This is a genomic window from Segatella copri, assembly GCF_002224675.1.
Lineage (GTDB): Bacteria > Bacteroidota > Bacteroidia > Bacteroidales > Bacteroidaceae > Prevotella > Prevotella copri_U.
In genome coordinates this window covers 28,050-50,757 of sequence record NZ_NMPZ01000010.1, presented here as the reverse complement: position 1 = coordinate 50,757, position 22,708 = coordinate 28,050, and the positions used below count along the sequence as shown (strand labels likewise).

The window sequence follows — 22,708 nt, the reverse complement described above, 5'->3', positions numbered from 1 at the left end:
TCGTAATTTTGCAGAAAATATTATATCATCAAGACTATGGGCATAGTAAAAATCAAGGATAAGACCTTCAAGACCTCCATTCCAGAGGCAGATATTCTGAAGAAGGTACAGGTCGTTGCCGACCGATTGAACCAGGATTATGCGGACAAGACTCCGGTGTTCCTGGCTGTGTTGAATGGTTCGTTTATCTTCGCTGCCGATCTGATGCGAATGATTACGGTACCAAGCGAGATTTCTTTTGTGAAGTATGCTTCCTACGAGGGCACCAGTTCTACCGGCAGCATGAAGACCCTGATGGGGCTGAACCAGGATCTTACCGGTCGCCACGTGGTGATCGTGGAGGACATCGTGGATTCCGGCTTTACCATGGCTCACATGATCGAGGATCTGAAGAAGAAGAATCCAGCCAGCATCGAGATCTGCTCGCTCCTCGTGAAGCCGGGCAATCTGAAGGTGGATCTGGACATCAACTATGCCGTAATGGAAATCCCTAACGATTTCATCGTAGGATATGGATTAGATTATGACCAAGAAGGCAGAAACCTCCGCGACATCTACACGATTGTAGAAGAATAGGGGGTGAAGCATGTGGGAGAAAATTAGTGATTATTGCTTGGATGTCTCCAAGTACTTCTTGACTGCTGTATTTGTTACTTCGATGATGCAGGATCTCAATGATGTTCGTTGGATGCTGTATGTTATCAGCGGATTAATAGCAATTATATTGTTTATAGCAGGTATTTATATTAGGAAGAATAAAAAAGATAACGATAAAAAGAAGAAATAATGGCAAATTTAAGTTTGATGGCTTTTAATAGCCTATTATTGGATATTCCTTTTTTGGGTACATACATTATTTTGGCTATGGTGGGAATCCCTGCTATAGTATTCTTGTTATTTGTTATGACTCCCAAAGGAAAGCAATGGTTTAACAGTATAAATTAAGTTTCTGACACAACATAAAACAATTTATATATATTAAGGTAAAAATGAAAAATATCGTAATTTTCGGTGCTCCAGGTGCTGGTAAGGGTACACAGAGCGACAAGATGATCGAGAAGTATGGTCTCGGTCACATTTCAACAGGTGACGTTCTTCGTAACGAAATCAAGAATGGTACAGAGCTCGGCAAGACTGCCAAGGGTTATATCGACAATGGTCAGTTGATTCCAGATGAGTTGATGATCGACATCCTCGCAAGCGTATATGACAGCTTCGGTAAGGATCACGCAGGTGTGATCTTCGATGGTTTCCCACGTACCACTCCACAGGCTGAGGCTTTGAAGAAGATGCTCTCTGAGCGTGGTCACAAGATTGCTGCCATGATCGAGCTTGCCGTTCCAGAGGATGAGTTGATGGCTCGTCTGCTCAACCGCGGTAAGTTGAGTGGCCGTTCTGATGACAACGAGGAGACTATCAAGAAGCGTCTCAACGTATATCATACACAGACTGCTCCTCTCATCGACTGGTATGAGAAGGAGGGTATCCATCATCACATCGAGGGTCTCGGAACAGTAGATGAGATCTTCGCTCGTGTGTGCAATGTGATCGACAACTTGTAATCAAGATATAATAATCTTCCCCGCAAGGCTGCGGGGAAGATTTATTCGTTAAATAATAAAAGAAAAATCAATGGCTGAATCCAATTTCGTAGATTATGTAAAGATCAACTGCCGCTCTGGTAAGGGTGGTAAAGGCTCCATGCACCTGCGCCACGTGAAGTACCAACCGAATGGTGGACCTGACGGTGGCGATGGCGGACGTGGAGGAAGCATCTATCTTCGCGGCAACCACAACTACTGGACCTTGCTGCATCTGAAGTATCAGCGCCACTTCTTCGCCGAGCATGGTGGCAATGGAGGACGTGACAAGTGCCACGGCACTGATGGTAAGGACATCTATATCGATGTACCTTGCGGTACCGTGGTGTATAATGCCGAAACCGGTAAGTTCGTCTGCGACGTGGCTTACGACGGTCAGGAAGTACTGCTCCTGAAGGGCGGACGCGGCGGACTGGGCAACTTCCAGTTCCGTACCTCTACCAACCAGGCTCCACGCTATGCGCAGCCAGGTGAGCCGATGCAGGAGATGACCATCATCATGGAGCTGAAGCTCCTTGCCGATGTGGGTCTTGTGGGTTTCCCTAATGCCGGAAAGTCAACCCTGCTCTCTGCCGTATCCAGTGCCCGTCCAAAGATAGCCAACTATCCGTTTACCACCCTTGAGCCATCGCTGGGAATCGTGGATTACCGCGACCATCAGAGTTTCGTGATGGCAGATATCCCGGGTATCATCGAGGGAGCGAGCGAAGGAAAGGGCTTGGGACTGCGATTCCTGCGACACATCGAGCGCAACTCGCTGCTCCTCTTCATGGTTCCAGGCGATACCGACGACATCAAGAAGGAATACGAGGTGCTGTTGGGCGAATTGAAGAACTTCAACCCAGAGATGCTCGACAAGCATCGCGTGCTCGCCATCACCAAGTGTGACCTGCTGGACGAGGAACTCATTGAGATGCTGAAGGAGACTCTGCCAACCGATCTTCCGGTGGTATTCATCTCATCAGTTACCGGACAGGGCATCCAGGAACTCAAGGATGTGCTCTGGAAGGAGTTGAATTCAGAGAGCAACAAGCTGCAGGAGATTACTTCAGAAGATACCCTCGTTCACCGTGACAAGGATATGAGCCGCTTCCAGCAGGAACTCGAGGCTGAGGGCGAGGACATCGTGGAGTATATCGACGAGGATGAAATCGAGGATGTAGATGACTTAGATGATTTCGAATATGAATAAGGAATATCATATCGCTGAGGGCGTCACTGCTTTCTCTACCACCCGAAAGGGAGGAGTAAGCCAGGGCAACTACAGCGAATTCAATATCAATGACTATTGCGGCGACTGCGCCGAACACGTGGCAGAGAACCGCAGGAAGCTGGCGGATGAGCTGGGCATAAGCATCGACCATATCATCCTGCCGCATCAGGTGCATGGAGTAGAGGTCCGTCAGGTGGCAGGAGATTATTTCTCAATGCCTGAGAACATCCGCAAGATGATTCTCGAGGGCGTAGATGCCGTGATGACCAATGAGAAGGGCGTATGCATAGGTGTTTCCACCGCCGACTGCATCCCAATCCTGCTCTATGACGAGGAGCACCATGCCGTGGCAGCCATCCATGCCGGATGGCGAGGCACGCTGGCACGCATCGTCCACAAGACCATCCAGGAAATGGCTTTCGCCTATCATACGGAGCCAAAGAAGCTGAAGGCAGTGATTGGTCCGGGTATCTCGCTGGAGCATTTCGAGGTAGGCGATGAGGTGTATGAGGCTTTCGAGCAGGCAGCCTTCCCGATGGAAGAGATTGCCGAGCAGCGCCCCAATGCCGCCTTCTCGGTAGATATTGCCGAGCGTGAGCGCCTGGCTGCAGAAGGAAACATCGTGCAGCCGCTGAAGTGGCACATCAACCTGCCGCTCTGCAACAAGCAGATCCTGCTGCATTGCGGTGTGGCTGAGGAGAATATCCAGGATTGCGGCATCTGTACCTTTGCCCATAGCGACGAGTTTTTCTCGGCAAGAAAGCTGGGCATCGAGAGTGGCAGAATCTATACCGGCATTCTGATGAAGTAAGTTTTCAAGATAACATCCATTTTTCTCTTTTCTATGAACGAAGAGGGAAAAATGGATGTTTTTATGTTTTAAGATTTAATGGTTAAATTTAAAAAATGAATCTAAAAGAATAGAGAATGATTGTAAACAGAAGATTAAGAAGAAGAATCGGGCTGGTTGCCGTCTCGGGAATGCTGATGCTTTCGCTGAGCAGTTTCATGCCCGCCAAGAATGAGTTTACTGCCGCCGAGCAACAGCAGGTGAGCATCGCAACGCCAGGTCTCTTTGCCCAGAGTCAAGCCTTCAATGTTGACTTTGAGATATTCCGTGCCAAGGAATATTCATTCCCGCTTCCTGTGGGCAAGGCTAGCCTTATCAATGGCAACAGCGTGATGCGCATCTCTACTGCCAAGGGCGATGCAGTGAAGGCGATGTTTGATGGTTATGTGCGTCTCTCGCGCAAGACCGAGTCGATGGGCAACGTGATCGTGATCCGCCATGACAACGGTCTGGAAACCGTGTATGCCAACAATGCCGAGAACCTGGTGAAGGTGGGACAGTCGATAGATGCCGGACAGACCATCGCCATCGTGGGCACCCGAGAGGGAGAGACCTATTGCGATTTCTCCATCATGGTGAACGGTGCGCGCATCAACCCGGAAACCATCATCGAACTGAAGAGCCATAAGCTCCGCCGACAGACCGTGCAGTTCCGCAAGGAGGGCAACCGCATCGGCATCAAGGTGATTGGTGGCAAGGACTCCTCCGTTTCCAAGAACGATAAGAATGATAGAAACAATAAGGAAACAAATAAGAAATCGGGAAGCAGCCGTGGCGATCATGCCATGACTCTCGACCCTGACGAGGTGTACGACCCGTTTACCATCACCAACACCTTCCGTCTCGATTTGGAGAAGATAGAGGAGAAGGCATGGGCATATCCATTGCCTGATGCCCGTGTCATCAGTCCATACGGAGGTGCCCGCCGTCACTCGGGTGTGGATTTGAAGACCAAGCCTAACGACGAGATTTATGCCGCCTTCGATGGTGTGGTGGTTGCCTCGGGACCTTACTACGGTTATGGCAACTGCATCCGCATCAAGCATGCCTACGGCTTGGAAACGCTCTATAGCCATCAGAGTAAGAATATGGTGAAGAAGGGTGATAAGGTGAAGGCAGGTCAGGTAATCGGTCTTACGGGCCGCACTGGCAGGGCCACCACAGAGCATCTCCATTTCGAGGTGTCTTTCGGCGGCAAGCGCCTGGATCCAGCCATCATCTTCGACCACAGCAATCACAAGCTCAAGGCTGCCACCCTGCATCTTACCAAGGGCAAGGGCGTAAAGAGCGTGAAGAACTAGAAATAGCGAAAATTACTCCTGTTAATCGAAAAAATCCACCCGTTTGGATGATTAAAAGCCGGTAACTGCAAGTTTTTACGAATTGCACCATGGGTTTTTATCATCTGAACGGGTTTGTATTTTAAAAAATGCTATCTTTGCAGCATCACTTAAAATATAAATGATAATATGAAGAAATATCTTATAGCACTCGTTCTCTGCGTGCTTGCCCTTACGGCAAGTGCACAGGTCTTTACAGCCGAACAGATCGAGAGATACGCCAAGGACAAGTATGGCGATAACTGGACAGAGGCTGCAGGAAACCTGAGCAAGGAAGTAGCCCTGGACAACAAGAACCGCCTGAACTATCAGGAGGTCATCGCCTGCGCTGGTCAGTCGAAGGCAGAAATCTTCAAGAAAGCCATCGAATGGTTCAACCGCGCATTCAAAAGTAAGGATACCCACGGCGTGATCCGAGAGCAGAATGCCGAACAGGGACTGATCATCACCCAGGCTTATATCGAGAACATCGCCCGACAGAATGCCGGAGTCAACCATTATCAGGTGGATATGATGCCGTATATCCGTGTGGACGTGAAGGAGGAGAAGGCAAGGGTGAGCGTCTATATGGACAGCTACGAAGTGACCGTAAAATCGGGCGGCGGATGGACAAGTGCCATCGCCAGTGTGCTCGCCGCGGCTGCTACCGGTGAGGCGGATGATGACGAGGTGGTGAGCAAGGATGAGGTGTGGAACATCAGTTCCTGCTATCCTTATGTAGAAAAGGACAAACACAAGCTGGCGTCGAGCAAGGCTTTCGTGATGGCTTCGGCTTTCCAGAACTCCATTATCGACATTCTGAAAGAGGCGCTTCTTGCTGATTCTTCTGACGGATTCTCGGACGACTGGTAAATGGGGAGTTAGAGGGAAGTTAAGGAAAGTTAGAGGGAAGTTAAAGGAAATCTATCAAACTCTATATATATAAAAGGTGTAAACATCAAAACCGCTAGTGTATGAAATGGAAGAATATCATGATGATGGTGATGATGGCAGCAGGATGTTGGTTCTCGCTACCTGTCCACTCTCAGAGAATCTCTGTGGGCAAGAAAGGACTGGTGAAGGTAATGAGAACCGACTCCACCTGTGCCCAGGAATTTGTAAGGGATGAACATCAGTCTGTTGCTACCCGGAAGACGGCGAAGGCAGCGGGAGCCGCTGAAGGCGTGAACACGCTGGCAAGCTATCTGAAATCGGACGTGGATCTGAACATTCCCGTTTCGAAGGTGAAGCAGGAGAAGACCTTTGCCGTAATCATCGCCAACGAGAATTACCAGGAGGAAGTGAACGTGGAGTTTGCCCTCAACGACGGTATGGCTTTCAGGGAATACTGCATCAATCTGCTCGGCATTCCGGAAAGCAACCTGCATATCCGCAAGGATGCCACCCTCAACAATATGCTGGCGGAAATCAACTGGATGCAGAACATCGCCAAGGCTTATGGAGCTGAGGCGAGATTCATCTTCTATTATGCCGGACATGGAATGCCCGATGAGAGTAACGGCACCTCCTATCTCCTGCCCGTAGATGGCAAGAGCAATATTCCGGCAACGGGTTACAGTATGAGCAGGCTGTATGCTGAACTCAACGGTCTGAACGCAGCCTGCGTAACGGTGCTGATGGATGCCTGCTTCAGTGGCAGCAAACGAGGCGAGGGTATGCTGGCTTCTGCCAGAGGCGTGGCACTCAAGGCGAAGGCTGAGGCTCCGAAGGGCAACATGCTCGTGATGACGGCTGCCCAGGGTAGCGAGACGGCTTATCCCTACAAGGAGAAGAAGCACGGACTCTTTACCTATTTTCTCCTGAAGAAACTGCAGGAGAGTAAGGGCAAGGTTACCTATGGCGATCTCTTCGACTATGTGAAGACGAATGTGGCGCAGAAGTCGGTAGTGGTGAATGTGAAGAGTCAGACGCCAACCATAGCCGTATCGGGCGACCTGGTTTCCACCTGGCAGGGCATCAGGCTCAATGAAGACTGATGTCTAAAATACGAAAAAATCCCCATTGACTGGACTGCTCCTGTCGATGGGGATTTATTTTTTATTCTCTGGAGAAAAGAATTACTTCTTCTTCTGCGATTTACGGTTGGCTCTCTGTTGGCGATACTTTGCCTTCTGACGGGCAGAGCCGCTTCCGTGAGCACCCGTAATGTACTTCTTCTTCTTGGCCTTGGTCTTCACCTTGTCGTCGTCGTCCTTCTTCGGACCGCCGCCGCCCTTGAAAACCATGCCACCCATGATAATATCGTCAATATCGCTCATATACCTTTTATATTATATAAATTAATGATGGAAGAGGCGAACGTGAGTAAACGCCATGGCGATGCCGTACTTATCGCATGTATCGATAACATTATCGTCACGGATGCTACCGCCTGCTTCTGCTATGTATTCTACACCACTCTTGTGAGCACGCTCAATGTTGTCGCCGAATGGGAAGAAAGCATCGCTACCTAAAGATACACCCTTGTTCTGGGCAATCCAAGCCTTCTTCTCCTCGCGGGTCAGTGGCTCAGGTTTCTCAGTGAAGAACTGCTCCCATACGCCATCCTGCAATACATCTTCCCACTCATCAGAGATATAGACATTGATGGTATTGTCGCGGTCGGCACGGCGAATCTTCTCCTTGAAAGGCAGGTTCATCACCTTAGGACACTGGCGCAACCACCACTCATCAGCCTTGGAACCAGCCAGACGGGTACAGTGGATACGGCTCTGCTGACCGGCACCGATACCGATAGCCTGACCATCCTTCACGTAGCATACAGAGTTACTCTGGGTATATTTCAGGGTGATGAGCGAGATAATCAGGTCGCGCTTAGCCTCTGCTGTGAAGTTCTTGTTCTTGGTAGGGATATCCTCGAAGAGAGCTGGATCATCGAGCTTCACCTCGTTGCGTCCCTGCTCGAAGGTAACACCGAATACCTGCTTGTGCTCGATAGGAGCTGGCACGTAGTCAGGATCAATCTGGATGACGCAGTAGGTACCCTTGCGCTTCTCCTTCAACACCTTGATAGCCTCAGGAGTAAAGCCTGGAGCAATCACGCCATCGCTCACCTCACGCTTGATGAGGAGGGCAGTAGCCTCATCGCATACATCGCTCAGGGCAACAAAGTCACCGTAAGAGCACATGCGGTCTGCACCACGAGCACGAACATAAGCGCAAGCCAAAGGAGAAAGTTCAAAATCTACGTCATCGCAGAAGTAAATCTTCTTCAATGTGTCGCTCAGTGGCAAGCCGATGGCAGCACCAGCAGGAGAAACATGTTTGAAACTAGCGGCAGCAGGCATTCCTGTAGCTGCCTTCAGTTCCTTGACCAATTGCCAAGAGTTGAAAGCATCCAGGAAGTTGATGTAGCCAGGACGGCCGTTGATAACTTCGATAGGCAGTTCCCTTCCGTCATCCATATAGATGCGAGAAGGCTTCTGATTCGGATTGCATCCGTACTTAAGTGCTAATTCTTTCATCTTAATTAAGAAATGTATTTAGAATTTGGTTGCAAAATTACAAAAAAAATATGAGAAAACCATTTTTTTCGTGCGAAATTCAAAAATAATCTCCCAAACATGACTCCGTTTCAAAAATATTGTGTACTTTTGCCCGCAGTTAGGAATGAAAAATGTAAATTTGAGAAATTAAAGGAATTGAGAATTTGAGGAAGGATAATCACAATGAAAAATGATTTGAAAATCCTCGCTGTAGCTTTGGAGAAGAAGCTAGGCAGGGAACACCTGCAGCACGAAGAGAAGCATAGAAACAACAAGTTGCTGCACAAGGTGTGGGAAATAATGAAAGGAAAGGAGAAACCTTCACAGCAGACACTCAACCGTCTGGCATTGCTTGCCGGATTCCAGAGCTGGGCTGATCTGCAGGGCGCATTGCACGGCACCGATGACGGGCTGACCAATTACAGCGCCGGAGAATAAGGAAATGCAGAAAGGGCATCCAATCGTGAGATCGGATGCCCTTTTTCTGATTCTAATTTTTAATAGGTAACTAAGAAAATTACTCAGCGCTCTTAGCGATGGTCTTCTTCTCAGCGATACGAGCCTTCTTACCTGTGAGCTTACGCAAGTAGTACAACTTAGCGCGACGTACCTTACCGTGCTTGTTCACCTCGATAGAATCGATAGCTGGTGACTCGATAGGGAAGATACGCTCTACACCTACAGTACCTGACATCTTACGAACAGTGAAACGCTTCTTGTCACCATGACCAGAGATCTTGATAACTACACCACGATAGAGCTGGATACGCTCCTTAGTACCCTCGACGATTTTGTAAGCGACTGTGATAGTGTCACCTGCCTTGAACTCAGGGAACTTCTTGCCGGTTGCAAATGCTTCTTCAGCAACTTTAATCAAATCCATTTTTTTGTATAAAATTAAAAATTGTTTGTCGTTCCAACGCAACATGGCCGGGCAACACTTCTGCCCAGACAACAGCGGTTACGCCGAAAAGCGGGTGCAAAGTTACGACTTTTTCTCGTATCTCGCAAATTTTCAGTGGGTTTCTTCTCTTTTTCCCCTTCTTTTTTTGTTTTCTTTACTAAAGAAACGTTTTTTTCTCGCCTTTTTCGTCTTTTTCGCCGATTTATTTTGTATCTTTGCATCCCGAAATTAGAATATTGTAAAAGGTATGAAGAAAAAGAATAGTATGCAGATGATGCTTGCCTCCATGGCTCTGATGCTGATGGCAAGTCCAGCCTTTGCCCAGAAATTCAAGGTGGCAAAGGTGGAGAGAACCCGTATTTTGATAGACCGGAAATGGGATGCCCAGCCGGATGCTGAGGCTGCGAAGTTCATTGCCCCTTATCAGCACAAGGTGGATAGTATCATGGGACCTGTAGTGGGATCCGTGGCTCATGATATGACCCGCCATCGCCCTGAGAGCGAGTTGAGTAATCTGCTTTGCGATATCCTGGTATGGGGTGGCAGACAGTTTAATGAGCAGCCAGTCTTCTCGGTGTATAACATGGGTGGCATCCGTGCTGACTTTGCCAAGGGCGATATCAACGTAGGCGATGTGAGCGAGGTGGCTCCTTTCGAGAACAAGATCTGTTTCCTCACGCTTACCGGCGAGAAGGTGCTTGAACTCTTCCAGCAGATAGCCCACCGTGGCGGCGAGGGTGTGAGCCATGCCGTAAGAATGGTTATCACCCGCGACGGAAAGCTGAAGGGCGTAACCCTGAACGGCGAACCTGTCGATCCAGCCAAGAGCTATCGCATAGCCACCCTCGATTATCTTGCCGAGGGCAACGACCAGCTTGTTGCCTTCAAGAGCGGTACCGATGTGGTGGCTCCTAAGGCGAAGGAGAACAATGTGCGCTACATCATCATGGACTATCTCCGTGAGATGAAGGCTCAGGGCAAGGTAGTGGAGTCAAGAGTAGAAGGCCGCTGCGTAGTAGAATAGGGGGAACGAAGGTTTCCGGGGATTTGCAATCCCCGGCAAGCAGATAGACTAACTAAATAAGTACAGAAATGAAACATACATTATTATATATAGCGCTGGCGCTGGCATCATTCACGCTGCAGCCGGCAACAGTACAGGCTAAAGTCCTGAAGGATTCAAAGGTCAAGAAGGAGGCAAAGGCGCAGAAGACTCCAAAGGTAGTGAAGCAGCTCGTGGTGCTTCATACCAACGATACCCATTCCTGCGTGATTCCTTACAATCCGAATCTCGCAGATACAGCCATAGCAAACCGTGGAGGCTACCTCCGCCGTGTGGCAATGATCAAGCAGGAGCGCAGTCTGAATCCAGATCTTCTGCTCTTCGACAGTGGCGATTTCTCTCAGGGATCTCCTTACTATTCGCTCTTCAAGGGGGATGTAGAAGTGGGATTAATGAACGAGATGAAGTATGATGCAGCCACCATCGGAAACCATGAGTTTGATTACGGCATGGACAATATGGTGCGTCTCTTCAAGATGGCAAAGTTCCCGATCGTTTGTGCCAACTACGATTTCACCGGCACTGAGCTGGCGGATATTGTGAAGCCATACGTGATATTGCATCGCAAGGGACTCAAGATTGGCGTCTTCGGACTGGCTCCGCAGCTTGCCGGCTTGGTGATTGAGAAGAACTACGGTTGCATCCAGTACCTGGATCCTATCCAGAAGGCGAACGAGATGACAGAGATCCTGAAGAAGAAGGAGAAGTGTGATGTCATCATCTGCATCTCTCATCTGGGCTGGAATATAGACGGCACGGATGATACCGAGGTGATTGCCGCATCCCGCAATATCGACCTGGTATTGGGAGGTCACAGTCACAGCCTCTTCCAGACGCTGAAGTACAGAACAGATCTCGATGGCAAGCAGGTGCCTGTAGATCAGAATGGCAAGGGCGCCATCTGGGTCGGCAAAATGACATTGGATATTGTGAAGAATAAATAAGACTCCCCGAAGGAAGGTATAAAACAAGAAAGGCTCCTCATTGCGAGGAGCCTTTTTTTGTTTTATACCTTTCTTCAAGGAGTTTTTTCTATTTTGATATTTAAAAGTTCTTATTCCTTGTTGGAAGAAGCATAGAGTCCGATGCAGGCACCGATGAAGCCACCGCTCTTCTGGGTGCTCAGGTTGCTGGCATCAACGCCTTTGGCGAGCAGCTGCCAGTCGCCACCTTCCTCTGCATAATAGAAATCGTAATATCTATCATGACCTTCAATCTTCAGCTTCAGTTTGCCTGCCTTGATAGGAGCTGAGGCGATAGTGGCGTTGTTCTTCTCGGCACGGGTCAGGGTAATCATCAGCTTGTCCTTCTTCATGGTCTTGCCCAGTACAAAGTTGTGGTCTTCCTTCTGGAGAAGTGCCAAACCTGCTATCTCCTTGTCGTTGCGAGGAGTGAAGTTGATTTCTGTCTCGGCAGTGAAAGTTCCGTGCTGCTGACGTGCCCAGATGGCTGACATAGGTTCACGCTTGTAGATATTGCCCGGCAGGAGATTGAACTTCAATTTGCCGTTTTCTACCTTATAGCAATCTGTAAAGTCGCGGAGGAACATCCAGCGTGGGTTCAAATCCTTCAGACCAATGCCGTTGTCGGCTGCATCGAAGTTATCCACATAGCTGAAGTTGCCCGAGAATTCGTTCTTCCCGGCTGGCTTCAAACCAGCCTTTTCGCCTACCGTAGAAATAGGGGTGTTCTTGGCGAGAATCTCTGGCCATCCGTTTTTCCATTTTACCGGCAGGAGATAGGTGTCGCGACCTGTGTTGTACATATCTTCCTCGTAAGGGCGGCAAGCCAGGAACACTGCCCACCAGTTACCCTTTCCATCTTCTACTATGTCTGCATGACCAGCACTGGATACGGGGTCCTTGCGGTTTGGATCCAAGCCTGTGCGTTGGGTGAGGATAGGGTTGTTAGGGCATTCCTCCCAAGGACCCATTGGATTCTTGGCGCGGAGAATCACCTCGCTATGCCAACCGCCTGTACCACCTTCTGCACACATCAGATAATAGAACTTGCCCTTCTTGAAGAGATGAGGACCTTCAATCCAGATAGGACGAGCCTCTACATGGGTTCCGCCACGCAAAATCTCCTTGAAGTCGCCCTTGATGCTGTCGCCCTTTACGTCGAATTCGAAGCAGCGGATGGCACGCTGACCCTCATAGTCGGCACCACCAACTACTGGACCGTTATGCACGATATATCCCTTTCCGTTGTCATCGAAGAAAAAGCTAGGGTCAATGCCGTCAATCTTCTTCAGATAGATAGGTTCGCTCCAACCCTTGGATGGATCCTTGGACTTGACGAAGAAGTTTCCGGCTCCCACGTTGGTGGTAATCATATAGAAGGTCTTGTTCTTCTTGTTGTAGCTGATGGCTGGTGCGAAGATACCGGCTGATACTTGCTGACCCTTCAGGGGCACCTGCGATTGGCGGGTGAGCACATGACCGGCAGGAGTCCAGTTTACCAAATCCTTGCTGGTAGAGAGAGGCACACCAGGGAAGAAGGTGAAGGAAGAATTCACCAGATAATAGGTGTCACCTACGCGGCAGAGAGATGGGTCGGGATAGAATCCTGCCAATATTGGGTTGTAGTACTGATGCGTCTTGTCTATCTGGACATTGAATCGGGCATCATTGCCGGCATACTTGAAGTAGTCGAAGTCTGCTGTCTGTGCCTGCGCTCCTGCAGCAAGCATCATCGAAAGCGATAAGATTGCTAATTTCTTCATTATGATAGTTGATTTTTAAAGATTATACAATAAGATAAAAAAATGCAGCGGAAAGCCAGGGATGAGAATCCATACTGGTTTTTCCGCTGCAAAGTTACGGCTTTATTTGCAATCTTTCATTGTGAAATGTAACCAAGACTTTTTTCAAAGTTTCATAAAGCTTTGTTTTTGTTACATATTCTTTTTTCTATTGTGTATCATCTTTATTTCTTCATGGCATTCTGCATGTATTCTCTAGGTGAACAGCCATAGAGGTTCTTGAACATGGTGCTGAAACTTGCGGAATTGGAGAAACCGCAAGCGTACATCACTTCTGTGATGCTTTGCTTGCCATCCTTGAGCAATTTGGCTGCCTGCTGCAGACGGATGTTGCGGATGAAGCTGTGTGGCGTCTGATTGGTCAGCTCCTTCATCTTGCGGTGCAGGTGTACACGACTGATGCCCACCTTCTGTGCTATCATGTCCACACTCAGGTCGGAATCGTTGATGTTTTCGTTGATAACCTCCATCACCCGTTGCATCAGGGAATTGTCAGGTGTCTGCATTTCTATCTGCTCTACCTGGTGATTCTGGCTTTCATTGCCCGTAAACTTATTGCGCAAAGTGCGGCGCACGGTGAGCAGGTTGATGATGTTGCGGTGCAGAATGTCCATGTTGAACGGCTTCAGGATGTAGGCATCGGCACCGGTCTGCAATCCTTCCAGCTGGTCTTCCTCTCTACTCTTGGCAGTGAGCAGGATGATAGGCTCATCGTTGGTGTTGATGTTTGATTTCAGCTTGGCGCAGAGGGTGGTTCCATCCATTTCCGGCATCATGATGTCGCTGATGACAAGGTCTGGCTTATTCTTCAGAATCTCGTTCAGCGCCACCTTTCCGTTAGGGTATGTGCGAATCTTGAAGTCGCTGGAGAGCTGTGCTTTCAGGTATTCCTGAATATCCTCTTCGTCTTCCACAATCACGATTTCTGCCTTGGCTCCCTTGGCAGAGGCTGGGGTAGTATCGGAATTGTTCAAGGTTTTGGCTGGTTGGTCATTGTTTTCAGCCAGCTGTTCTTCCTGTTCTGCTTCAGCAAGTTCATTATTCTGCTCTTTCTTCATCTCTTCTTCCTCGATGATCTCTTCTGGTTTGAGATGATCCTTGCCCAATGGAATGCGGATGATGAACTCGCTTCCGTGCTCAAACTTGCTTCCCTTTTCGCCCTCGTTGTTGCGGGCAGAGATGGTGCCGTAGTGCAGTTCTACGAGCGAGCGGGTGAGGTCGAGACCGATGCCCGTACCGACGTTGCGTTCGTTAGGGTCGGCAGGGGTCTGGTAGAAGCGCTGGAAAATGGTTTCCAGCTTATCTTTTGGAATACCGATGCCACTGTCCTTGATGCTTATGTAGGCATGGTGGTCGGTGTGGGTGAGCGAGAGGAGGATGTGGCCTGCCGTAGGAGTAAACTTGAAGGCATTCGAGAGGGTGTTAATTATCACCTTGTCGAAGTTGTTGCGGTCTATCCATACTGGAAGCTCTTCGCAGTCATGCTGATATTCGAAGTCGATGCTCTTGGCAATGGCTTGCTGCTTGAAAAGGTCGTATTCTTCATTGATGAACGAAACCATATCGGTCTTGCACATACGCATTACCATCTGTCCCTTGTCAATCTTTCTGAGGTCCATCATCTGGTTGATGAGGTGAAGGATACGTTCCGAGTTCTTTCGGATAATCTCGTAGATGCCTTGACGATGAGGCTCCTTGTCTTCCTTGATCAGGGAGAGCAATGGGGTGATAATCAGTGTCAATGGCGTACGGATTTCGTGGCTGATGTTCATGAAGAACTTGATCTTCGCCTCGCCCATCTCTTCGGCGTGGATGTGCTGCTGCAGGATGAGCTGGTCTTCCATCTGGCGCTTGCGGTGGCGCAGGTAGAGCATGATGGCTGCTATGAGGAGCAGCAGATAGAAGAGCTTTGCCCAGATGCTGGCATACCAAGCTGGGTGAACGATGATGGTGAACTCCTTCACCGGTGTTTCGTAGCCGTTGCAGATGGCCTTGATGCGGTATTTGTATCTGCCTGGAGCCATGTGAGAGAAGGCAAGTTCGTTCTGTCCGGCTGGCACGGTGCGCCAGGCATCGCCGTTGATGCTGTACACATAGCTTATCTGCTCCACATCATTATAGGTGAGGGTAGAGAGCTGCAGGGTAAAGGTGTTGTCTTCGTGAGAAAGCTGGAAATCACGGGAAAAGGTTGACCAGTTGTCCGTGATGGTATAGCTGCCCGACTTCATGCCCGGAGTCACCATCTTGTTGTTCAAGATGAAACCCGAGATAACTACCTTTGCCTGCCATGGGTGCTGTCTTACTTGGTCTGCCTGGAACCAGTTGAGTCCGCCCGAACCGCCCATCAGGATGGTTTTTCCATCCTGTGTGGTGCATACGGAAGCGTCGCTGAACTCGTTACTCTGCAGTCCGCTTTCAGCATAGAAATTGGTGATTGTTCCGCTCTTGAGAGCCAGTTTGTTGAGTCCCTTGATGGTTCCTAACCATATATTGCCCTGGTAGTCCTCGGTAATGCTTGCCACGCTGTTGTCGGTGAGTCCGTTGGCTGTGGTATACAGTTTTGGCTTGATGCCTTTCCTGAAGTCGAAGCAGAAGGCTCCATCCTCGGTGCCATACCATACGTGGTCTTTGCTATCTACAAACACGCAGTGCGAAAAACTGTTCTTGTTCAGGCAGTTGACGCCCTTGAAGGTGGAAACCCAGCTGTTTCGCTTGCGGTCGAGGCACGCCAGTCCCACAGAGGTGGCTATATACACGTGGTTGCCATCCTTTGATAAGGCCATCTTGATGAGGTAATCGTTGGGCAGGCTGTTGACCTTGAGGTTGTTATCTGCACCATATTTAGCCTTGTAGTTTCTTCGGCTTCCGTCTTTCTGCAGGCAGAAGAGACCTTTGCCCATGGTGGCTATCCAGATGTTGCCCTGTGGGTCTTGCTTGATATCTAAGATGCCCACCGACTTGCTGATGCCCAAATCAACAGGGTGGAAGCTTCCGGCTGCATCCATATAGCCCAGACCGTCGGTATAGGTTCCCACCCAAGTTCTGCCCTGCTGGTCCTTACAGAGGGTGAGCACGGTGTTCTGGTTCAGGAAATGCCCCTCTACGCTGCGGGTTGCTATATTAAATAGGTATAGGCCATCCTTGTCGGTACCCACCCACACCTGGTTGCCCTGGTTGATGCAGAGGCTGGTAACGCAGTTTTCGCCAATCACGTTGCGGTTGCCCAGGCGGAAGCCCATATAGTTGAAGTCGTTCTGTATGTTGCTCTGCATGAACACACCTTTCTGCAGCATGCTCACCCAGATGTTGCCCTGATAGTCTTCTATGATGCTGGTTACCTTGCTCTTGGCCAGGTTCACCAGTCGGCTGAAGAGAGGGTTATCCTGCAGGAATCCGGTCTGAGGGTCATATACATAGATGCCCAGTCCGTCGCAGCCGATATAGAGCTTGTTGTTGCGGCTGATATAGATGTTGTCGATGGGCAGGTTTCCGATGCAGCTGATTCGGGTAAAGACGTTGCTTCCTGCCCTGAGCAGATGTACGCCCTGGTTCTTGCTGGCGAGATAGATGTTGCCCAGGGCGTCCTGCTGGATATCCTGTGCGTCCACGCCTTCGGTACCGGCAAAGTGGGAGGTGACTCTACCGTTTGTTTCCTTGCGGTAGAGTTTTCCGTCTTCGGTGATGATCCAGAGTCTGCCCCGTTTATCTTCCAGGAGTTTGTGGATATATTTCAGTTTTTCCACCTCTCCCTTCATGGCATGGCATTCCTGGGCATCTTTCTTCTTAATCATGATGCCATAACCGGATGTAGCCACGGCTACGTCTTTATTCTTTAGGGGATATACCTGCTTTACGTAGGTGGCGAGTTCTTCGCCTTTGGAATCGAGCATAGGGATTTTTAGGAATTCGCTTCCCGTAAATTCCAATAGAGAGTTGTTGGTACCTAGCAGGATATGTTCCTTCTCGTCTTGAGCAAGGCTAATGATGTAGTTGCTGTTGAGACCTAAAAAATTTGACATATCCTTCTTTATTACGTTGATGTGGTAACCATCATAGTTGTTCAAACCGTTGCGGGTGGCTATCCAGATGAATCCGCTCTTGTCCTGGAACACCTGCGTGGCGAGGTTGCTCGAGAGCTGATTGTCCGTGTTGAAGAGTTTGCCGCTCTGTGCCCATGCCTGGATGGAGAAGAGGCAAATCATCATCGTGATGATTAATTGGCTTATAGTTTTCATGTTTCTTGTTTGTATTTATACTGTTATTTTCTGCTTGCAAAAGTACAATTTTTAGTTGGAATATCCCAATAATTCTTTCTTTTTTTGATTACAGGAAACAAATAATATGCCTTTTGGTGTTCATTATCGGGTGATGTTACATGACGGAAAGTATATGTTGCACGACTAAACTCTTCATAAACTATCGGTTACGCAGGATAAAGCCTGTTTCTCGATTTTCTGATACCTTTGCACCATCAAAAAAAGTCAATTTTGCATTGGCATTAGGTTATGTTTATTATGAAATATGCGAAACAGCAGTTTTTTGAATGATTTTAGTTAGAATGGTTTTAGTTAGTTTGATGTTTTTTTAAGAAAATTAGGTTGATTGGATTTGAGTTCAATTTAAAAATGAACATATTTATGATTGAAAAGATCATGATTAATTGGTTTTCTAGGAATGGTGCGTAGGGATACGCGCCATTCTCTTTAAAGGTAACTGAGATTGTTTTTCGGGCTTAATAATTAATTGACAATTTGGAAAAGTGATAAAATCTAAAAATAAAATAACATGAACAGAACGATTTTTTTCATATCCCTGGCTCTTGCGATGTTTGCAATGGTGGGGAATGCGGCTGCCAGCCAGGCTGACCCGCAAGCTGACGGAAATTTGCCGGCTCTGCGTGTAGAAGGCAAGAATCTGGTTGATGCCAACGGCAAGACCGTGGTGCTGCATGGTGTGATGGATACGCCCAACCGCTACTTCAACGGCTGGCGATGGCAACAGTGGAAGGCTGACTATTCGGAAGCCGACATCCAGCCTTGCCTGGAATATTTCTCCAAGCAGTTTGCTGCCATCACCGACAAGGAGCAGGGTGCTTACTGCACCGTGTTCCGTCTGCACATGGATCCCTGCTGGACCAACGATCCATCGAAGAAGGCAGAGAACGAGGCCGATATCTCGGCATTCAACATGGCGCGCTATCGCCTCTATCTCCAGAAACTCTATATTCCATTAATTAAGGATGCCATCGCCCACGGACTCTACGTCATCGTGCGTCCACCGGGTGTATGTCCTGGCGACATCAGCGTAGGCGATAAGTACAACAGCTACCTGAAGTCGATATGGAAGGCCTTTGCTGCCGATGAGTATATCCGGCAGAATTCGGGTATTATCTCTATCGAACTAGCCAACGAGCCGGTGAGGGTTCATCTGAGTGATGGCTCTAATTCGGATAAAGCACTGCATGATTACTTCCAGCCGGTGGTTGACGAGATTCGCGCGCAGGGCTTCAAGGGCATCATCTGGGTGCCGGGTGCGGGCTATCAGAGCCAGTATCAGAACTACGCCAAGTATCCTATCACCGACAGTGAGGATAATTTCTCGTATGCCGTACATGTATATTCCGGCTGGTATGGCAACATGACCGACAAGAACTGCAATCACGATACCTTTATCCGCAACTTCAAGAGTCAGGTGCCGATGGTAGAGACGAAGCCTATCATAGTAACGGAGATAGACTGGAGTCCGGAAGATCCTGACAAGGCGAGCGAAGGTCACTACAACGAGTGGGGCCAGTGGACTCAGCCTAACCTGGGCAGCTGGGCAACGGCATCTACCTCGAAATGGGGAATGGCATGGAAGGCTGTGCACGACCATTACGGCAACATCGGTATGACCCTTACCCATCCGCAGGAGTATTATGACATAGACGAGTATCTGAAGACCGGCAAGGTAATACCGGGCTTCCAGAATGCCAAGAAGCACAAACTCTTTGAAGAGTGCTGCGGCTATGCCTGCATGAACTGGTACAAGGAATGGTACATGAAACAGACGGATACGGGAATTGAGCAGAATGTGAACGATGAAGAAGTTATCGCCACCTATTATTATAATATAGCTGGTGTAAAAGTGAATAAACCTGAAAAAGGTCTTTATGTAGTAAAACAATTGTTAAAGGGCGGAAAGACTCGTTCTTACAAAGTTTGTTATTAACGACAAAGTATCTGTTACAAGAGACAAAGTGTATCTGAAATGAAACAAGTATCTTTGCACCCGCGAATAGACAATCATATAAAATATGTGAATGCATAAACTATAAAACATAAATCAAAAATGAATAGAACATGATTGAACAAGTGTTAACAATGAAACGGACAGCAGCCTTATGCTTGGTGGGAGCTTTCTGCAGCCTGAATGCTCAGGCACAGAAGATCCAGGTCAAGGGTAATCTTGTTGACGGTACAGGTGAGCCTCTGATAGGTGCCACTGTAAAAGTAAAGGGAAATCCCGGTGTCGGTGCTGTCACCGACTTAGATGGTAATTTCAGTATCAGTGTTCCTTCAGAGAATTCTATCCTCGTATTTACATACGTAGGTATGAAGACCAAGGAAGTAAAGATTGGTACGAAGAGAGAGTTCAAACTTACCCTCGAAGACGACAATGCCATTGGCGAAGTTGTAGTCGTTGGTTATGGTCAGCAAAAGAAGGCATCTGTCGTAGGTTCCATCACCCAGACTACTGGTGAGGTTTTGGAGCGTGCAGCTGGTGTCAGCGACGTTGGTTCAGCCTTGACAGGTAACCTCCCAGGAGTTGTTACAATCCAAGGCAATGGTATGCCTGGTGAGGAGGAACCTCAGATTATCATCCGTGGTTCTAGTTCATGGAACAATTCCGACCCTCTCGTTCTCGTTGATGGTATTGAACGTCCTCTGAGCAGCGTGGACATCTCTTCTGTGGAGAGCATCTCTGTACTGAAGGATGCTTCTGCTACTGCAGTCTATGGTGTGAAGGGAGCTAATGGTGTCATCTTGGTTACCACCAAGCGTGGTCAGGAAGGCAAGGCTAAGATTGACGTTGGTTTCAATGCTACGTTGAAAGCTCCTTCTAAGTTGCCTAACAAGTACGACTCTTATGATGCGTTGATGCTTCGCAACCAAGTGGTAGAGCGTGAACTGGGCATTTATCCTGAAGGTGTTTCATATCTTCGTCCTCAGTCTTTTATAGACAACTATCGAAACCAGACTACGCAGGAGCAGCGTGAACGTTATGCCAATGTGGATTGGCAGGATGCACTTTTCAAAAAGTCTGCTATGTCTTATAATGCCAACGTGAACGTGAGTGGTGGTACAAAATTCGTTAAGTACTTCGCTTCTGCTGATTTCGTGCATGAGGGTGACCTCTTCCGTGTGTATGACAATGGTCGTAATTACAATTCTGGCTATGGATACAATCGTATCAATGTTCGTAGTAACTTGGACTTTGCCATCACTAGTAGCACTACTTTGAAGGTAAATGTGGCTGGTAGCAATGGCGTAAGAAAAGCTCCTTGGAGTAACATGAGCAATAGTGAGTGGCAGATTGGTCAGCAGTGGGCTGGTGCTTATAACATCGCTCCAGATGTGTTCTTGCCACAATATTCTGACGGCACATGGGGATTCTATCCAGCTGCTTCCAATGTAAGTAACTCTGCACAGAATCTTGCTATCGGTGGTACAGCACAGGCTACAACCACTCGTATCAATACAGACTTTACCCTTGAGCAGAAATTGGATTTCATAACCAAAGGCTTAAATTTCCGTGGTACTATCTCTTGGGATAATGTTTTTGTTGAGACAGGACGAGGTATCAATGACTTGAATAATGAAGCCCAGACTAAGTATATTGATCCTGAAACAGGTCAGATTACTTATGGTAAAGAACTTGAGGGACAGAATAAGTTTGATTGGCAGCAAGGTGTGAACTGGTCAACGGAAGGTGGTTCTGTAGATAATAACCAGACTGTTCGCAACCTCTACTATCAGTTGCAGCTCAACTGGGCTCGCAAGTATGGACAGCATGATGTATCAGCCATGGGCTTGTTCTCACGTCAGGAGAATGCACGTGGTAGTGTGATGCCAAGTTACCGTGAGGACTGGGCGTTCCGTGCTACCTATAGCTATGCAGGTCGTTACAACATCGAGTATAATGGTGCCTATAACGGATCAGAAAAGTTCAGCAAGGACAATCGTTTTGCCTTCTTCAATTCAGGTGCTATCGGATGGACCATTACTGAGGAAAACTTCATGAAGTATCTTCGTGACAAGCACATCGTCGATATGTTGAAGTTCCGTGCTTCCTATGGTGAGATTGGTGATGACAACATAGGTGACCCATTTGATTCTACTCGTCGCTGGTTGTATATGAGTCAGTGGGCGTATGGCGGCAAGAGTACTATGGATCTCGACCATACAGAGAGCATCTATACATGGTATCGACAGAACACTCTTGGAAATGAGAATGTGAAATGGGAAACAGTTAAGAAAACCAACTTCGGTGTCGATTATGGTTTCTTGGGAGGCTTGATTACTGGTTCTTTGGATTTCTTCTGTGATCGTCGTAATGACATCTTGATTTTCGGCTCCAACCGTTCTGTTCCTTCTTATTTCGGAACGACAGCGCCTACTATTAATAAAGGTAAGGTTCGTACCAGTGGTTACGAGTGGGAATTGAAACTTAATAAGGTGTTTGCTAATGGCTTGCGACTCTGGGGTAATTTCAATATGACCCATGCCAAGAATAAGGTAATTTTGAAGGATGATGCCATCCTTACTCCAAGTTATCAAAAGGAGGCAGGATTTGCCATGAATCAGTATCGCTCTTATATAGATAGGGGCTTTATCAATAATATTGATGATTTGATAGGTTCTCCGGCGCACGACTCCAATGACAATCACCGTTTGGTTGGTGACTATTACATTGTTGATTTCAATGGTGATGGTGTTGTTGATAGCAAGGACTCGGCTCCTGTAGGTTATAGCAGTAATCCGCAGAACACCTATAATGCTACTATTGGTTTCGAATGGAAGGGATTCTCTGCTTTCGCTCAGTTCTATGGAGTAACTGATGTGACCCGTGACGTATCATTGACAAGCTTTGGTAATATGCTTGATAATGTTTATGATACTGGTACTTGGTGGAATAAGAATCAAAGCAATGCAGAATGTATCCTCCCTCGTTGGGGTGCCACTGCTTCAAGTTACACCTATGGTACACAGTTTATGTATGATGGCTCTTACATTCGTTTGAAGAATGTCGAGATTGCTTATACCTGGACCAAGGGTTGGATTAAGGCATTAGGCGTAAACTACCTCAAGGTTTACTTGAATGGTAATAACCTCTGGCTCTGGACTCGTATGCCTGATGACCGTGAGGCAAACCTCGGTGGTGGTGGCTGGATGGGAGCATACCCTACGGTTCGCCGCTTCAACTTAGGTGTTAAATTCTCATTGTAA

Annotated in this window: 19 protein-coding genes; 14 read left to right on the top strand and 5 right to left on the bottom strand. The window is 48.0% G+C overall.

Annotated elements, in window-relative coordinates:
- Nucleotides 1-36 precede the first annotated feature (36 nt).
- The 9 genes from hpt to CFT61_RS07735 all read left to right on the top strand — a co-directional run bounded on the left by hpt (nt 37) and on the right by CFT61_RS07735 (nt 6,980).
- Nucleotides 37-576, top strand: coding sequence for a hypoxanthine phosphoribosyltransferase (hpt, locus tag CFT61_RS07770; RefSeq protein ID WP_089543893.1), 540 nt, complete (start codon nt 37-39; stop codon nt 574-576).
- Nucleotides 577-586: 10 nt separating this feature from the next.
- A complete protein-coding gene (locus CFT61_RS17415) occupies nt 587-787 on the top strand; it encodes a DUF6722 family protein (protein ID WP_089543892.1) in 201 nt (66 codons plus the stop codon).
- Entirely contained in the window at nt 787-945 is a 159-nt protein-coding gene (locus CFT61_RS16940; RefSeq protein WP_176425543.1) for a hypothetical protein, read from the top strand. The genes CFT61_RS17415 and CFT61_RS16940 overlap by 1 nt, the downstream gene beginning before the upstream one ends.
- Before the next feature lie 44 nt (nt 946-989).
- Nucleotides 990-1,562, top strand: coding sequence for an adenylate kinase (locus CFT61_RS07760; protein ID WP_089543891.1), 573 nt, complete (start codon nt 990-992; stop codon nt 1,560-1,562).
- Nucleotides 1,563-1,632: 70 nt separating this feature from the next.
- Complete coding sequence (obgE, locus tag CFT61_RS07755; protein WP_089543890.1) at nt 1,633-2,793, top strand: GTPase ObgE; 1,161 nt, start codon at nt 1,633-1,635, stop codon at nt 2,791-2,793.
- The gene (pgeF, locus tag CFT61_RS07750) at nt 2,786-3,625 is read left to right on the top strand and encodes a peptidoglycan editing factor PgeF (RefSeq protein ID WP_089543889.1); all 840 of its coding nucleotides are present in this window, start codon (nt 2,786-2,788) and stop codon (nt 3,623-3,625) included. Before obgE ends, pgeF begins: the two co-directional genes overlap by 8 nt.
- Before the next feature lie 116 nt (nt 3,626-3,741).
- Nucleotides 3,742-4,965, top strand: coding sequence for a peptidoglycan DD-metalloendopeptidase family protein (locus CFT61_RS07745; RefSeq protein WP_176425542.1), 1,224 nt, complete (start codon nt 3,742-3,744; stop codon nt 4,963-4,965).
- Between the two features lie 168 nt (nt 4,966-5,133).
- Nucleotides 5,134-5,856 carry a DUF4468 domain-containing protein gene (locus CFT61_RS07740; RefSeq protein ID WP_089543887.1) on the top strand — a complete coding sequence of 241 codons (723 nt, stop codon included), beginning with the start codon at nt 5,134-5,136 and terminating at the stop codon, nt 5,854-5,856.
- Between the two features lie 101 nt (nt 5,857-5,957).
- Nucleotides 5,958-6,980 (top strand): caspase family protein, encoded by a 1,023-nt coding sequence (locus CFT61_RS07735; RefSeq protein WP_089543886.1) that lies wholly within the window; start codon nt 5,958-5,960, stop codon nt 6,978-6,980.
- A gap of 81 nt (nt 6,981-7,061) precedes the next feature.
- Here the strand turns inward: CFT61_RS07735 and CFT61_RS07730 are convergent, their stop codons facing one another.
- Nucleotides 7,062-7,262, bottom strand: a complete 201-nt coding sequence (locus tag CFT61_RS07730; protein ID WP_006848784.1) for a hypothetical protein — start codon at nt 7,260-7,262, stop codon at nt 7,062-7,064.
- Nucleotides 7,263-7,283: 21 nt separating this feature from the next.
- On the bottom strand, nt 7,284-8,468 hold the full coding sequence (locus tag CFT61_RS07725) for a phosphoribosylaminoimidazolecarboxamide formyltransferase (protein ID WP_089543885.1): 1,185 nt from the start codon (nt 8,466-8,468) through the stop codon (nt 7,284-7,286).
- Between the two features lie 204 nt (nt 8,469-8,672).
- Here CFT61_RS07725 and CFT61_RS07720 point away from each other — a divergent pair, with 204 nt between their 5' ends.
- Nucleotides 8,673-8,927 carry a hypothetical protein gene (locus CFT61_RS07720; RefSeq protein ID WP_089543884.1) on the top strand — a complete coding sequence of 85 codons (255 nt, stop codon included), beginning with the start codon at nt 8,673-8,675 and terminating at the stop codon, nt 8,925-8,927.
- Between the two features lie 79 nt (nt 8,928-9,006).
- Here the strand turns inward: CFT61_RS07720 and rplS are convergent, their stop codons facing one another.
- Complete coding sequence (gene rplS / locus CFT61_RS07715; protein ID WP_089543883.1) at nt 9,007-9,417, bottom strand: 50S ribosomal protein L19; 411 nt, start codon at nt 9,415-9,417, stop codon at nt 9,007-9,009.
- A gap of 223 nt (nt 9,418-9,640) precedes the next feature.
- On the opposite strand from rplS, the gene CFT61_RS07705 reads away from it, so the two are divergent.
- Nucleotides 9,641-10,417, top strand: a complete 777-nt coding sequence (locus tag CFT61_RS07705) for a 5'-nucleotidase C-terminal domain-containing protein (protein ID WP_176425541.1) — start codon at nt 9,641-9,643, stop codon at nt 10,415-10,417.
- Between the two features lie 68 nt (nt 10,418-10,485).
- Nucleotides 10,486-11,400, top strand: a complete 915-nt coding sequence (locus tag CFT61_RS07700) for a bifunctional metallophosphatase/5'-nucleotidase (protein ID WP_089543881.1) — start codon at nt 10,486-10,488, stop codon at nt 11,398-11,400.
- Between the two features lie 110 nt (nt 11,401-11,510).
- Here the strand turns inward: CFT61_RS07700 and CFT61_RS07695 are convergent, their stop codons facing one another.
- Both CFT61_RS07695 and CFT61_RS07690 read right to left on the bottom strand, forming a co-directional pair.
- On the bottom strand, nt 11,511-13,181 hold the full coding sequence (locus CFT61_RS07695) for a glycoside hydrolase family 43 protein (RefSeq protein WP_089543880.1): 1,671 nt from the start codon (nt 13,179-13,181) through the stop codon (nt 11,511-11,513).
- Between the two features lie 203 nt (nt 13,182-13,384).
- Complete coding sequence (locus CFT61_RS07690) at nt 13,385-17,455, bottom strand: hybrid sensor histidine kinase/response regulator transcription factor (protein WP_089543879.1); 4,071 nt, start codon at nt 17,453-17,455, stop codon at nt 13,385-13,387.
- A gap of 550 nt (nt 17,456-18,005) precedes the next feature.
- On the opposite strand from CFT61_RS07690, the gene CFT61_RS07685 reads away from it, so the two are divergent.
- Nucleotides 18,006-19,430: a cellulase family glycosylhydrolase gene (locus CFT61_RS07685; protein ID WP_089543878.1), complete on the top strand. Its 1,425-nt coding sequence runs from the start codon at nt 18,006-18,008 to the stop codon at nt 19,428-19,430.
- Nucleotides 19,431-19,582: 152 nt separating this feature from the next.
- Complete coding sequence (locus CFT61_RS07680) at nt 19,583-22,708, top strand: SusC/RagA family TonB-linked outer membrane protein (protein ID WP_437176824.1); 3,126 nt, start codon at nt 19,583-19,585, stop codon at nt 22,706-22,708.

Bases quoted from the DNA above. Each gene is read 5' to 3' on its own strand.
- CFT61_RS07745 (WP_176425542.1), top strand. From the start codon at position 3,742: ATGATTGTAAACAGAAGATTAAGAAGAAGAATCGGGCTGGTTGCCGTC.
- CFT61_RS16940 (WP_176425543.1), top strand. From the start codon at position 787: ATGGCAAATTTAAGTTTGATGGCTTTTAATAGCCTATTATTGGATATT.
- CFT61_RS07760 (WP_089543891.1), top strand. From the start codon at position 990: ATGAAAAATATCGTAATTTTCGGTGCTCCAGGTGCTGGTAAGGGTACA.
- CFT61_RS07720 (WP_089543884.1), top strand. From the start codon at position 8,673: ATGAAAAATGATTTGAAAATCCTCGCTGTAGCTTTGGAGAAGAAGCTA.
- pgeF (WP_089543889.1), top strand. From the start codon at position 2,786: ATGAATAAGGAATATCATATCGCTGAGGGCGTCACTGCTTTCTCTACC.
- CFT61_RS07690 (WP_089543879.1), bottom strand. From the start codon at position 17,455: ATGAAAACTATAAGCCAATTAATCATCACGATGATGATTTGCCTCTTC.
- CFT61_RS17415 (WP_089543892.1), top strand. From the start codon at position 587: ATGTGGGAGAAAATTAGTGATTATTGCTTGGATGTCTCCAAGTACTTC.
- CFT61_RS07735 (WP_089543886.1), top strand. From the start codon at position 5,958: ATGAAATGGAAGAATATCATGATGATGGTGATGATGGCAGCAGGATGT.
- CFT61_RS07685 (WP_089543878.1), top strand. From the start codon at position 18,006: ATGAACAGAACGATTTTTTTCATATCCCTGGCTCTTGCGATGTTTGCA.
- CFT61_RS07730 (WP_006848784.1), bottom strand. From the start codon at position 7,262: ATGAGCGATATTGACGATATTATCATGGGTGGCATGGTTTTCAAGGGC.
- CFT61_RS07700 (WP_089543881.1), top strand. From the start codon at position 10,486: ATGAAACATACATTATTATATATAGCGCTGGCGCTGGCATCATTCACG.
- rplS (WP_089543883.1), bottom strand. From the start codon at position 9,417: ATGTTGCGTTGGAACGACAAACAATTTTTAATTTTATACAAAAAAATG.
- CFT61_RS07740 (WP_089543887.1), top strand. From the start codon at position 5,134: ATGAAGAAATATCTTATAGCACTCGTTCTCTGCGTGCTTGCCCTTACG.
- hpt (WP_089543893.1), top strand. From the start codon at position 37: ATGGGCATAGTAAAAATCAAGGATAAGACCTTCAAGACCTCCATTCCA.
- CFT61_RS07695 (WP_089543880.1), bottom strand. From the start codon at position 13,181: ATGAAGAAATTAGCAATCTTATCGCTTTCGATGATGCTTGCTGCAGGA.
- CFT61_RS07725 (WP_089543885.1), bottom strand. From the start codon at position 8,468: ATGAAAGAATTAGCACTTAAGTACGGATGCAATCCGAATCAGAAGCCT.
- obgE (WP_089543890.1), top strand. From the start codon at position 1,633: ATGGCTGAATCCAATTTCGTAGATTATGTAAAGATCAACTGCCGCTCT.
- CFT61_RS07680 (WP_437176824.1), top strand. From the start codon at position 19,583: ATGAAACGGACAGCAGCCTTATGCTTGGTGGGAGCTTTCTGCAGCCTG.
- CFT61_RS07705 (WP_176425541.1), top strand. From the start codon at position 9,641: ATGAAGAAAAAGAATAGTATGCAGATGATGCTTGCCTCCATGGCTCTG.